Source organism: Staphylococcus hominis subsp. hominis (assembly GCF_002901845.1).
Classification (GTDB): Bacteria; Bacillota; Bacilli; order Staphylococcales; family Staphylococcaceae; genus Staphylococcus; species Staphylococcus hominis.
On sequence record NZ_PPQE01000007.1, the window covers coordinates 18,527 to 31,604 of the forward strand.

At 32.6% G+C, this 13,078-nt stretch carries 12 protein-coding genes and 1 riboswitch; of the genes, 9 read left to right on the forward strand and 3 right to left on the reverse strand.

The window, feature by feature from the left end:
* The first annotated feature begins 113 nt into the window (after nt 1-113).
* From CD034_RS11125 to CD034_RS01005, 6 genes are all read left to right on the forward strand, one after another.
* Complete coding sequence (locus tag CD034_RS11125) at nt 114-281, forward strand: hypothetical protein (protein WP_002488268.1); 168 nt, start codon at nt 114-116, stop codon at nt 279-281.
* A 12-nt stretch (nt 282-293) separates the two neighbouring features.
* Nucleotides 294-959, forward strand: a complete 666-nt coding sequence (locus tag CD034_RS00985; protein ID WP_002488207.1) for a response regulator transcription factor — start codon at nt 294-296, stop codon at nt 957-959.
* A 5-nt stretch (nt 960-964) separates the two neighbouring features.
* Nucleotides 965-1,861 (forward strand): sensor histidine kinase, encoded by an 897-nt coding sequence (locus CD034_RS00990; protein ID WP_049417980.1) that lies wholly within the window; start codon nt 965-967, stop codon nt 1,859-1,861.
* 131 nt (nt 1,862-1,992) lie between these two features.
* Nucleotides 1,993-2,742 carry an ABC transporter ATP-binding protein gene (locus CD034_RS00995; RefSeq protein ID WP_049431962.1) on the forward strand — a complete coding sequence of 250 codons (750 nt, stop codon included), beginning with the start codon at nt 1,993-1,995 and terminating at the stop codon, nt 2,740-2,742.
* A gap of 1 nt (nt 2,743) precedes the next feature.
* Nucleotides 2,744-4,699, forward strand: coding sequence for an FtsX-like permease family protein (locus CD034_RS01000; protein ID WP_049431959.1), 1,956 nt, complete (start codon nt 2,744-2,746; stop codon nt 4,697-4,699).
* A gap of 91 nt (nt 4,700-4,790) precedes the next feature.
* The gene (locus CD034_RS01005) at nt 4,791-5,555 is read left to right on the forward strand and encodes a DUF4064 domain-containing protein (RefSeq protein ID WP_103288049.1); all 765 of its coding nucleotides are present in this window, start codon (nt 4,791-4,793) and stop codon (nt 5,553-5,555) included.
* Between the two features lie 95 nt (nt 5,556-5,650).
* Here the strand turns inward: CD034_RS01005 and CD034_RS01010 are convergent, their stop codons facing one another.
* Both CD034_RS01010 and CD034_RS01015 read right to left on the reverse strand, forming a co-directional pair.
* Entirely contained in the window at nt 5,651-6,943 is a 1,293-nt protein-coding gene (locus CD034_RS01010; protein WP_002449506.1) for an LLM class flavin-dependent oxidoreductase, read from the reverse strand.
* Nucleotides 6,944-7,006: 63 nt separating this feature from the next.
* Nucleotides 7,007-7,756: a 3-oxoacyl-ACP reductase gene (locus CD034_RS01015; RefSeq protein WP_103288050.1), complete on the reverse strand. Its 750-nt coding sequence runs from the start codon at nt 7,754-7,756 to the stop codon at nt 7,007-7,009.
* A 123-nt stretch (nt 7,757-7,879) separates the two neighbouring features.
* A riboswitch (TPP riboswitch) is annotated at nt 7,880-7,981 on the reverse strand.
* 285 nt (nt 7,982-8,266) lie between these two features.
* Between CD034_RS01015 and CD034_RS01020 the strand changes: the two genes are divergently transcribed.
* From CD034_RS01020 to CD034_RS01030, 3 genes are all read left to right on the forward strand, one after another.
* Complete coding sequence (locus tag CD034_RS01020) at nt 8,267-9,859, forward strand: solute:sodium symporter family transporter (RefSeq protein WP_103288051.1); 1,593 nt, start codon at nt 8,267-8,269, stop codon at nt 9,857-9,859.
* A 90-nt stretch (nt 9,860-9,949) separates the two neighbouring features.
* The gene (locus tag CD034_RS01025) at nt 9,950-11,152 is read left to right on the forward strand and encodes a 5,10-methylene-tetrahydrofolate dehydrogenase (RefSeq protein ID WP_103288052.1); all 1,203 of its coding nucleotides are present in this window, start codon (nt 9,950-9,952) and stop codon (nt 11,150-11,152) included.
* On the forward strand, nt 11,149-12,255 hold the full coding sequence (locus CD034_RS01030; protein WP_049431935.1) for a hypothetical protein: 1,107 nt from the start codon (nt 11,149-11,151) through the stop codon (nt 12,253-12,255). Before CD034_RS01025 ends, CD034_RS01030 begins: the two co-directional genes overlap by 4 nt.
* A 411-nt stretch (nt 12,256-12,666) precedes the next feature.
* Here the strand turns inward: CD034_RS01030 and CD034_RS01040 are convergent.
* Nucleotides 12,667-13,078, reverse strand: a 412-nt coding sequence (locus tag CD034_RS01040; protein ID WP_142380636.1) for a LysM peptidoglycan-binding domain-containing protein, incomplete at its 5' end; no start/stop codon positions are given.

The following is a 13,078-nucleotide window of genomic DNA, read 5'->3' on the forward strand; positions in this document are numbered from 1 at the left end:
CTCCTTACTTTTTTATGAAACAGTTATCTCGAACATATTCAATTTAAAGAAAAAGCGTTAAAATAAAGTTAGAGAAATCATGTCATGAATAAATATATAGAGGTGAATCAATAATGATATTCGTAATGTTATCTCCTTTACTGATAGTTGTATTTATCGCATTATCTATTATGGAAGAAAGAAAACGTAAGAAAAAAACGAAACATAAAGAAAATAAATTTGAACAAGAAAAAAATAAAATGTCTAATCCTAATGACAATAATGATCATGACGCAAAATAAAGGATGAAAAAAATGAAAGTATTAATTGTCGAAGATGATGTCGTCATTGCAGAAAGTCTAGGGAATGAACTCTCACATTGGAACTATGAAGTGAGTATTGCTAAGCAGTTTGGTAATATTCTTGAAGAATTTAAAACTGCAGAACCTGAACTTGTGTTATTAGATATTAATTTACCTACATTTAATGGTTATCATTGGTGCCAAGAGATACGTAAAGTATCTAATGTCCCAATTATTTTCATTAGTTCGCGTACTGACAATATGGATCAAATTATGGCAATTCAAATGGGTGGAGATGACTTTATTGAAAAGCCATTTAATTTGTCACTTACTATAGCGAAAATTCAAGCATTGCTACGTAGAACATATGATTTAACGGTTTCAAATAATGAGATGACTGTTAAAGGGTGTAAACTCGTTGTTGATGAAGCCACACTATACTACAACAATGACTCTGTACAACTTTCGTTTACTGAACTACAAATTTTGAATAAATTATTTCAAAATGAAGGGAAATATGTCAATCGTACAGCAATCATCGAAAAATGTTGGGAATCAGAGAATTTTATTGATGATAATACGTTAGCAGTAAATATGACACGCCTACGTAAAAAGTTGCAATCTATCGGTATTGTTGATTTCATTGAGACAAAGAAAAATGTAGGATATAAGGTATAAATAGTATGTTAAAAGCGTTTATAAAATCGATACGTCATCAAATTATGATAGTAGCTTTATTTTTATTACTTTTCTTGGTGATTTTTTTTCTTTTTAATTTGCCTTTCAATGCCTTCTTTCTAGGTATGGCAATTATTCTTTTCATAATGATTATTTTTTGGTTGATTCAACTTAGTGGATTTCAAGAAGCAGTGTCTTTAAAAGAAGAAGTTGCTGACTTAGAAGATGAATTACAACGTGTAAAAAATGAACAAGCTGCATACCAAGTCAACGTTGAGAACTATTTTTTAACATGGGTGCATCAAATGAAGACACCTATTACCGCTTCAAAACTCCTTCTAGAAAGAAATGAAGATAATGTAGTAAATCGTGTGCGTCAAGAAATTATACAAATTGATAACTATACGAGTCTTGCACTCAGCTATTTAAAATTGATGAATCAAGAAACGGATATGTCCTTTTCAAAAGTGACCATTAACGATCTCGTTAAACCTCTTATTATGAAATATTCGATTCAATTCATCGATCAAAAAACAACTATTCATTACACACGTTGTGAAGATGAAGTACTGACTGATGTTCAATGGTGTACGATCATGATAGAACAAATTCTTAACAATGCTTTGAAATATGCAAGAGGTAAAGATATTTGGATTACGTTTAACAACGAAAATCATGTGCTATCTATACGAGATAACGGTGTAGGCATTAGTAAAGCCGATCTTCCCAAAATTTTCGATAAAGGGTACTCAGGCTATAACGGAAGACTTCATCAACATTCAAGTGGCATCGGATTATTTATTGTTAAGCATATATCGGCACATTTACATCATAAAGTAGAAGTATCTTCAACGCTCCATGAAGGAACTACATTTGACATACATTTCCCAGAAAATAATTAAACTTTCAATAATGTAAGGATAACTAGTAACATTTTTAAGAAATGATTAATGTTACTGGTTTCTTTTTGTTTTATGATAGAAGTAAGTGATAAATTAAAGAGTTCAATGAAAAGAAAGGAAGCATGGATATCATGTTGTTAGACGTGAATAATGTAAAAAAAATATTTGGAAGAGGCCTGAATGCTACTACCGCATTAAATGGCATTTCATTTAATGTGGATAGGGGTGAATTTGTAGCGATTATGGGTGAATCTGGATCTGGGAAGTCCACTTTACTTAATTTAATTGCAACTTATGATAGAGCTACTGAAGGTACGATAACGATTGACGCGCAAAATATACGTCAATTGCGTAATAAAGAAATCGCTTATTTCCGTCGAGACCATTTAGGTTTTGTTTTTCAGGATTTTAACATTTTACCGACGATGACAAATAAAGATAATATTTTAATGCCACTTGTACTTGCGAATCGCTCACATCAAACGATGCGTCATCGTCTTTATCGCTTAAGTTATCAGTTACATATTGAACCACTTCTTAATAAATATCCTTTTGAAATATCAGGAGGCGAACAACAACGCGTGGCTATATGTCGAGCACTGATTAATGAACCAGATTTGTTACTCGCAGATGAGCCTACAGGTGCACTTGATTCCAAAACTTCTAAAACGATTATGGAACTATTTAGAGACATTAATAAAAATGAGCAAACCATTTTAATGGTGACACATTCGGCTGTGGATGCTTCCTATGCCAAACGTATTTTATTCATTAAAGATGGCCGTTTATATCATGAAATTTATCGTGGGGAGGAACTACAATCAGAGTTTCAAAAACGTATTGCTGATAGTTTAGCAATGCTTCACGAAAGTGGTGATTAAAATGACTTTTCGCTTGGTTTGGACGTTAGTCATTCAGAATTTTAAGACACAGCGTCATATTATAATTCCATTTATTCTAGTCATCAGTACATTATTTGGTATTGAATTTATTTTATTATCCTTAAACATGAATACTTCGCTTCATAAGCATAGTGATGTTATTCCAGTTTTTATTAGTATAGGAAATTTTTTTATGTGTCTATTTGGACTCCTTTTTATTCTTTATGCTAATCGTTTTATTATGCGACGTCGTCAAAAAGAGCTGGCCATGAATATGATTTTGGGTATGGAAAAAAAGCATTTTAGGTTAATGCTGTTTATAGAAGGAATATATCAATATATTATCATTGGATGTCTGAGTATTATAGGTGGTTACTTATTTGGTGCATTAACTTATATGTCGTTAAATAGAATATTAGGTTATACGCATGTATCTTTAAAAAAATATCCATTTGATATAAGTGCAATGAGATACACCTTGTTGATGTTAGCAATAATGATGCTATTTTTATTTATTGTCAACAATATAAAAATCACTTTTCAAAGTCCTATTAAGTTAATACAACAACAACATCCAACGGAAAAACAATGGTCCAAACCTTTACTCTATATCTTATTGATTGTTGGGATCATAACTGTTGTTGACAGTTATATGATTGCCTTAAAAGATACACTCATTTTGGTTTCACTACGTAATATTTTTATTGCCCTTATTTTAGTGACAATAGGAACGTATTGCTTATTTATATCATTGAGTGTTTTAGTGATAGATTGGCTTCAAAAGATTCCGAGTGTTTATTATCGACCTAAATATTTTTTTACTATTTCTGGATTACGTTCAAGAATGAATTCTAATTCTATCGGTTTGGCTAGTTTAACCATGCTATGTACTTTTCTTATTGTGACTCTAGGAATGAGCGTCGCTACATATCGTAGTGTAGACCAACGTGCGAATCATTTAATGCCAACACAATATCGTATTGAATTGAGTGGAGATGTGCATCATAGTACTACGAGCAAACATAAAGTACGTCAGCTAGAAAATGAGATTAAGAGACATGCTGATGTTGATGCTTTCAGGGAATATACAAGTGGAAGTGTTGCAGTCACTTATAAGAAGGGTTCATTTGTAAAGCGAGATAATGAAAACAGTCCATTGGATTTAAATAGTATATATTTAATTGTAATGAATCAGAAAGATTACAATACAATCAATCATACGCACCTGCGACTTAAACATAATGAAATGGGAATATTAGCGAATCATTTCATGTTTCAAAAATTAGACCATATCAAATTAATGAATCAAACATTTAAAACAAATCAGTTAAAAGGAGATTATTTTTCATTTCCAGTTCCAGGTGGAGTCACACTTGTTACTCATAATGTAAATCAACAACGTCAATTGATTCATTATTATCAAACAACAGCAAATATTAACTCATACATTGCTTTTAATCTTAAAACAAAAGATACACAGTCCATAGATCATATTAAGTCTAAATTGATGAAACAATATGATATTCAAATTGATAATAAAGATGAATTAAATAAGGATATGTTTGATATTTATGGTGGTCTCATTTTTGTTGGAACTATTGTTTCTTTAGTCTTAATGATTGGTACATTTACGATGATGTATTACAAAAATATTGCTGAGGGATATGAAGATCGGAAAAACTATCGAATTATGCGTCAAGTAGGTTTAGAAGAAGAACGGATTAGATCTGTTATTCATGACCAAGTAGTTATTATTTTTACTTTACCTATTATAGTATCTATGATACATGTACTATGTGCTTCTAAAATGATTTATACTTTGCTTGGTATTTTAGATGTTAATGATATAAAATTATTCTTAACAACTTATATCGGTGTCTTAGTGTTTGTAATGATAATTTATGCTTTGATGTATGTAATGACGTCTCGTGTATATTATCGTCTCATTCATCGTTGATATATTAGTAAAAAGAAATTCTCATTCTTATATATAAATGAGTGTAAGACTTTAGGCAGTAGGGTATAAGGATAAAAAAGGAGGCGGAATAATGGCGAAACAATATGATGATGCAACAAATAGAAATAGTAACAATAATATTAAACGTACTGGGGAACACGTCCTTACTTGGATAGGTGTTGCGATTCAAGCATTAGTTGCAATTATGTTTTTAATGATTAAACCATTTATTGGTAATGCTGATTTTAAAGAACAAATTATTAATGAAACACAAAAGCAAGGCAATGAGGTTTCTATAACAGAAATAAATAATGGTATGGATGCATTAGGTGGTTTATTTAATTTCTTTACATGGGGCGCGTTCATTCCATTAATTCTTGCAATTATTGGCGGTATTTTAATTAATAAAAAGCCTAAACTTGCAGGTATCTTATTAATTATTGCAGGTATTTTAGCGATTGCTACAAACTGGATTAGTTTAATTTTATGGTTAATTGCAGGTATTATGTTACTTGTTCGTAAACCTAAGCATGACGTGTATGGCAATGGTGGTTATAATGATCATTACAAAAGAGACCATCAAGATGTAAATGCAAATAATAATGCATTCATTTTGAATGATGAAGAAGAAAGACAACAACAACGTTATATTAAAGATCATTATTCAAATAAAGATCAAGCAGCGGACAATAATAATGAAAGATACCACGATACACACGTAAATGATTCAAATGATGACGACTATCGTGATCAACGTTATTCAAATCATAAAACGAATAAACGAAGTAATGACTTTATTCAAGATGAAGCAAGAAAGCTTCAAGAAGAAAAAGATAACGATCCATACAAATATTAATAATATGATATATAAAAGCGATGGTATTCCTAAGTTAATACCATCGCTTTTTACGTTAATTTCTACTATATGGTTTGGATAAAATATATTAGACATTAAATTAAATCTAAGTGTTCTCTTAGTGTAGAACCTTTATACTGATGTCGATATAAGCCACGACGTTGTAATTCAGGTACAATGAGTGTAACTACGTCGTTTAAACTATCTGGTAAAGAAGGTGGCATTAAGTTAAATCCATCTGCAACACCTGCATTAAACCAGCGTTCCATTTCATCTACAATTTCTTTTGGCGTACCTATGAGTGTCAGATGTCCACCACCCGCATTAAGGTAACTTAGCAGTTCTCTTACAGTAGGTTGCTTATCTTGAATAATTTCTAAGATGGTTTCATATCGACCCGCGGGACCGTTAAACTCTTCTAAGGAAGGTAGTTTAGGCACAGGAGCATCTAATTCCCACTGACTACAGTCTTGTTGAATGAAAAAACTGAGTTGCTTTAAAGCGGCTTTGATAGGAAGTCGTTGATCAAGTTCTGCTTTCTTTTTCAATGCTTCTTCATGTGTATGACCCACATAAGTGACTAGTCCAGGAAACACTTTAATATAACGCTGATGGTCACGTTGTGCCATTTCACTATCTAAGCGCTCGCGATACCGTTTTGCTTGCTTCATATTCCAAGAAACGGAATATACTGCATCTGCATATTTTGTAGCTAATGCAATACCTTGTTTAGAGGCACCTGCTTGCATCGCCACAGGTTTTCCCTGAATGCTACTTGGTGTTGTCAATGGTCCATGAACTTGAAAATATTTGCCATTGTGGTGAAGCGGTTTGATGTTGCGATTGATCATTGTATGGTGATGCCGGTTGGGTTTGAAATCTTCAGTATGCCAAGAATCAAACAATCCATTCATGACTTGAGCAAACTCTTCAGCTTTCTTATAGCGTTCATCATGATTAGGTAGATGATCCATGCTGTGATTTTGAGCTTCGGCATCTGTCATGGAAGTGACTAAATTCCATCCCACTCGTCCACCACTAATATGATCTAAACTAAGTAACTGACGTGCTGCAGTGAATGGATTAGAAAATGTACTTGAAATCGTAGGAACTAATCCAATATGTTGTGTGACTTGAGATATAGCAGTTAAGTTAATCAGTGGATCAAACCAAAAACTTGGCATCGACGTATAGCTAGGGATAAATGACTGATTGTCTGCGAAAAAAACTACGTCTAACAGTCCTTTTTCAGATAACTGGGCTAATTCTTGATAGTAATGAATATCACCGAGACGTTCAATACTTGAATTGGGAAGTTGCCAAGCAGCTTGATGATGACCACATCCATAGATTAATACACCGAGATGAAGTTGATGTTGATGAGTCAATTTAATTTCTCACTCCAATGTTCATTTTATTTCTATTCTAAGCTAAGGAAGACCAGACCTATATTAATTCATGGTTAAACCACCATCGACAGTAATATTTTGACCAGTCATACCATCTGCAGCTTCGCTACTTAAATAAGCAACCATATCAGCAACATCTTGTGGGGTAGTCACCTTACGTAATGGAGTCGTCTGTGCAATTAAATCAAAAACATCTGGTGTAGTGACAGCACTAGCATCAGTTGTTTTAAGCAATCCTCCTGACACTACATTAGCAGTAATACCATATTGCCCTAATTCGGCTGCAACATTACGCGTGAATCCAATCAACCCAGCTTTAGCTGTTGTGTATTCATGATATGGGACAACGGGATGTTGATACAAATTTGTGCCAATGCTTACAATGGCACCAGAACCACGCTCTATAAATTGTGGAATGACACTTTGAGTAACATTAAAAGCGCCTTTTAGGGTACCGTCAATTTGTTGTTGGTAGTCTTCCCATGCTAAGTCTTTAAAGGCCTTTTGCGCATTAGGATCGAATTTAAAATTAACTAATGCGTTATTGACCACAACGTCAATTTTTCCAAAATGATGTGTTGCCTCATTAACTAAACGATCAACTTCAGCACGTTGTGTGACATCTGCTTGAATTGCGATAGCTTTGTCACCAAGCTCCTTTGCAAGTGCCTCAGCCGCTTCACGACTTTGATTGTAATTAATGATCACTTCAAATCCTTGTGTAGCTAATGTTTTCACAATGACCGCACCTAAACCACGGCTACTTCCAGTTACTAATACTGTTCTCGTCATAAATATCGTGCCTCCATTTACTTCATTTACAGCAAAAAAATATGCAACCTTCGCGTTAGGAAAGTTGCATTAAAATAGATCTATCATTATTGAGAACAGTTTGACACATCTCAACAGGTCATCTTATTTTATACGACACTTTCCTACGCTAGTATAAGCTAGTTCAGGTTCAAAGGGTTTGAGGTTACACCTCATCTCAGTTTTAAAACACCCCTAGTGCATATGATTTAACTATAGTTTCACTTTATGACTTCTATTATCAGAAGTCAAGCGCTTCCATTAAAGAATATATTGATTACTTTTTTATTTGAATATAAAAATAAAAATTTATATAATTTATTTTTATAATAATTTTCAATTATATGATTGAAAATCAGATATACCGTGGTTAAAATAGAAGTTACACTAAATAGGTGCTTTATAGGATAAGTAATAAACAGTTTAACGTTGAATGAAGATTTAACGTTTTTATTTTTTACAAATAAAATATTGAGGAGAGCGACACGTATTATGAATTGGCTAGCAATTATTTTATTTTTAGCCGTTGTTATGGGGGTCAGTCTTTATGCGTTTTGGCGTTCAAGAAAAATAAAGACTGATAGTGCAGATGGCTATTTTATGGGAGGCAATAGTTTAACAGGATTTACGATTGCCTCAACGATTATTATGACTAATCTATCTACAGAACAAATTGTAGGACAGAATGGTCAAAGTTATGGTAAGGGTATGGAAGTGATGGCTTGGGAAGTCACAGCTGCTGTAGCAGTTGTCTTACTTGCATGGATATTCTTACCAAAATATTTAAGGTACGGTGTGGATACCATTTCTGAATTACTTGAAATGCGTTATGGTACCTTTACTAAACGTTTCGTTTCTATATTATTTATTTTCACTTATGTTGTATCATTTTTACCAGTTGTCTTATACTCTGGTTCATTAGTATTTAATAAAATGTTTAATATTGGAAAATACTTAGGAGTAAGTGATGCAACAGCAACGATTATTATTGCATTTGTCATTGGTGCAGTAGGTGTTATCTATTTATTTATCGGTGGTTTGTCACTGAGCGCATTTAGTGATTCAATCTATGGTGTCGGATTAATTATAGGTGGTTTGATTATTACAATTTTAGGTTTACATCATTTAGGTGATGGGAATTTTGTAAAAGGATTCGACCACATGATCCAACGTACGCCTGAAAAACTAAACGCTTTTGGAGCCATTGATTCAGATGTTGTTCCATGGCCAACATTATTCTTTGGTATGTTCTTTAATAATTTATTCTTTTGGTGTGCGAACCAAATGATTGTACAAAAAGCCTTAGCTGGTAAGAATTTAAAAGAAGCACAAAAAGGTGCGATATATTTAAGTTTATTCAAGGTATTTGGTCCTATTTTTACAGTGATTCCTGGTGTTATTGCATATAATTATTTCAATGGGGGTATAACATCTAATGATAATGCTTATCCTGCATTGATTCAGGCGATTTTACCTGATTGGGGCTATGGTCTATTCGGAGCAGTTATTTTTGGAGCCATATTAAGTTCATTTGTTGGATCATTAAACAGTACAACAACACTCTTTACTTTAGACTTTTATAAACCTATTTTTGGTAAGCGTGCTTCAGATCAACATATTGCACGTGTCGGTCATATCGCGACAGTTGTGATTGGCATTATTGTAGTAGGTATATCTCCACTTATTGCCCTTTTCCCAAGTGGATTATATGCGATTGTGCAACAGTTCAATGGTGTATATAGTATGCCAGTACTTGCATTGGTCTTAGTTGCATTTTATTCTAAGCACACATCTAAACTAGGCGCTAAAGTAGCTTTAGTTACACACATTGTGTTATATGCTGCAATTAGTTTTATGGTGCCACAATTAAATTATCTATATACTTTTAGTTTTATGTTCTTTATTGATTTAGCTATTATACTTGTCTTTAATAAATTTAAACCTTCCAATACGTTTGACTTAAATACTAATCAAGCTAAAGTGGATCTTACACCTTGGAAATATCGTTATGTTACAGGCGGTATTATTCTAGGTTTAGTAGTACTTGCTTACATTATCTTTTCACCACTTGTACTTGCTAAATAATTATTTATAAATAGGTGTACGTTTGAAAAGAGTAGACTTTTTCAACGTACACCTTACTTTTTATATTTATAAAGAAAGGAGGATAACACAATGCACAAAATTGGTTTGATACCTTCACCGGGTGTGTCTCGTAAACACGTAGAAGCTGTTATTCCAGATATAAAAGAACAGCTGAATCAACGTGTGAATGATCAACAAGAATGGGTATTTCAACTACACGTTGATTTAATGATTGGCTCAGCTGAAGATGTACATGAAAGTATTGATAAAGCGGCAAAAATGAAAGATCAACATGATTGGGATTTTGTTGTATGTATTACAGATTTACCAAGTATTTCTGGAAATAAAGTAGTGATTAGTGATTTTAATAATGATAAACAAGTAGCGATGCTATCTTTACCTTCATTAGGTTGGATAGACCTACGACGAAAATTAAGAGATAGTTTAACTTCTATTATTGAACAATTGTATTATTCAACTTCAAGAGTGGCTCCCAAGATTCATCCTCTTATACATCCTAAAGCAGTAGAACCAAATGAAGATGAAACGCCAAAGCAACGTTATATTCATCGATGGTTTATTCTCAGTTGGATCCAACTTATTTTAGGGTTAACACGGGCAAATGAACCATGGAAAAATATTTTTAATTTCAAAAAGATTATTTCAGTTGCTTTTGCAACTGGGACTTATGTATCGATTTTCTCCATGCCTTGGGAACTGAGTATACAGTACTCCATAGTAAGATTTATTATACTTATGCTTATTGCTATCCTAGGTATGACAGGCTGGTTACTCTATGCACATCAATTGATTGAACGTAAAACAGCTAAATCACAGCGTGTGTATCGCTATATTTATAATTTCACTACCATATTTACATTATTTATTATTACACTTTTAAATTATATTATTTTATATCTTTTATTAGCGATAAGTGTATCATTGTTTGTTCCACCAGGTTTATTTAATCAATGGACTAGCGCACATCCTCATTTTACGTTTATAAATTATGTAAAATTAGTATGGTTTGTATCTTCACTAGGTTTACTTGCTGGGGCAATGGGGTCTACTGTAGAGAATGAAGAAAAAATCCGTCAGATTACTTATTCGTATCGACAATATCATCGTTATAAAGAAGCAGAACAAGAGAAGAAAGAAAAAGAACAAGCTCAATCATCTTCTCATGATGCATCAAATCAACATGTTGAAGAAAGTGCATCCAATAAACAAAATAATGATAACCAACAAGATGAACATAAAAAACAAGATCATAGAGAGGAGGAGACAACATGAGTGAAGAAAAAATAATTGGTCTCGTTGTGGCACCAGGAGTGACGGAGAAATTAGCACAAAGTTTAATTAATGAGATACCCAATATATTATCAGAACAAGATAATCACCAACGTGACTGGAAAGTTGATCTCGTGGTGGATCCTCTTACTGGTTTTGCGGAAAGTGTGGAAGAAATATTCAAAAAAATTCAAGATTATCATAATAAAAGAGAATGGGATTATGTTGTAGGAATTACAGACTTACCTATGTTCTATCATCAAAACGTACTTGCTTTAGATATTAATAAAAAAAATGGCGCTGCAATATTTTCGTATCCTGCTTTTGGATGGCGTCCTGTAAAGAATCGTTTTAAACATGCTATCGTAACCATTATTAATGAACTTCATTATTCTGAAAGAGAGCATGCGGGTTATGATGACAATAATAGGGTTAAGAAAGAAATCAATAAACAATTTCCTTTTTCACGTATTGAGAAAACAGAAGTACATTTAAAAGAAACAGGAAATAATCATTTAAGATATTTATCAAATTCACGTAGTCTTGGAATGATACGACTTGTCAGTGGGATGACCTTTGCGAATAACCCACTGAATATGATGGCAAGTTTAAGTAATATTGTAGCGATTGCTTTTACGACAGGCGCATTTGGATTGATTTTTTCAACCATGTGGAATATGGGGCTTGATTTTTCTGTATGGCGATTATTTGGAATTTCCATCATGGCAATTTTAGGTATGCTCGTTTGGATAATGGTCTCCCATGGTCTATGGGAATCTACAAAAAAAGCTAAGCATAAAAGAATTGTAATGTTATATAATTTAACAACCATCATGACTTTATTGATAGCCATTGTTATATATTATATGATTTTATATTTATTATTCTTAATAGCAGAGCTTGTGTTATTACCTCCAGGATTCTTAGGACAACAAGTAGGTTTAAAAGGACCAGCCAGTGTCCAACTTTATTTAAGTATTCCTTGGTTTGCAACCTCAATATCTACTGTTGCAGGAGCAATAGGCGCAGGTTTGCTTAATGATCAATTAATTAAAGAAAGCACATATGGTTACCGTCAAAAAGTACGTTATGAAAAGAATAACTAATTAGTAATAATGAAGTGAGAAACACTTCATTATTATTTTTATATATTATAATAAATTTATATAAAATACCGTTAAAGTCATTTGAAATCATGAATAAATATAAATGTGAATGGATATATAGTTTTTCAAGTATGACTGAAAAGGAAGTTAAAAAGATAGTCGGAAAATATAAAATTCATATAGAGTGTATAGATTATGAATTGATTACAAGGATTTAGTAGTTAATTATAATCCTAGTTTTAAAGAAAAGGTAGTAATTACAGTTGGAGTTACTTCAATAATGAAAAAAACGGTTATGAAGTAGGTACTTATTTAATTAGGAATAAAATAAAACTTATATTTGCAGTTCGAGAATATTAATTAAAAAAAGGTGCGATTCCATAATAGGAACTCGCACCTTTTTATTAAAAATTATTTTTCTTCTTTTCTTCTATTAAATCCAACTAGTACTGCACCAGCAGCTAAAGCTAAACCGCCTAATAAACCAGAATTAACATTTGATTCACTACCAGTTTCAGGTAATTCTTTATTATCAACAACATCTTGAGAAGTAGTGAAATTGTTATTGTGAGTAGTTGTTTGAGTTAGGTCTTCAGTATTAGTTACAGGGTGATTAACTACTAATTCTTGACCTGGAACGATGTAATTTGAATCTACAAGGCCATTATCTTTAACAATTTGTTCTACAGTAGTGTTATGTGCATTAGCAATTTTAGCTACAGTATCTCCAGGAACAACAGTATGAGTAGTTGTTTCATCTGTAGTATTGTCTACATAGTCAGCACCATTTTTACCTTCATCATCTTGTTCATCTTTTTGACCG

Coding starts and splice junctions, on each gene's coding strand:
- CD034_RS11125 (WP_002488268.1), top strand. CDS start 114: ATGATATTCGTAATGTTATCTCCTTTACTGATAGTTGTATTTATCGCA.
- CD034_RS00985 (WP_002488207.1), top strand. CDS start 294: ATGAAAGTATTAATTGTCGAAGATGATGTCGTCATTGCAGAAAGTCTA.
- CD034_RS00990 (WP_049417980.1), top strand. CDS start 965: ATGTTAAAAGCGTTTATAAAATCGATACGTCATCAAATTATGATAGTA.
- CD034_RS00995 (WP_049431962.1), top strand. CDS start 1,993: ATGTTGTTAGACGTGAATAATGTAAAAAAAATATTTGGAAGAGGCCTG.
- CD034_RS01000 (WP_049431959.1), top strand. CDS start 2,744: ATGACTTTTCGCTTGGTTTGGACGTTAGTCATTCAGAATTTTAAGACA.
- CD034_RS01005 (WP_103288049.1), top strand. CDS start 4,791: ATGGCGAAACAATATGATGATGCAACAAATAGAAATAGTAACAATAAT.
- CD034_RS01015 (WP_103288050.1), bottom strand. CDS start 7,756: ATGACGAGAACAGTATTAGTAACTGGAAGTAGCCGTGGTTTAGGTGCG.
- CD034_RS01020 (WP_103288051.1), top strand. CDS start 8,267: ATGAATTGGCTAGCAATTATTTTATTTTTAGCCGTTGTTATGGGGGTC.
- CD034_RS01025 (WP_103288052.1), top strand. CDS start 9,950: ATGCACAAAATTGGTTTGATACCTTCACCGGGTGTGTCTCGTAAACAC.
- CD034_RS01030 (WP_049431935.1), top strand. CDS start 11,149: ATGAGTGAAGAAAAAATAATTGGTCTCGTTGTGGCACCAGGAGTGACG.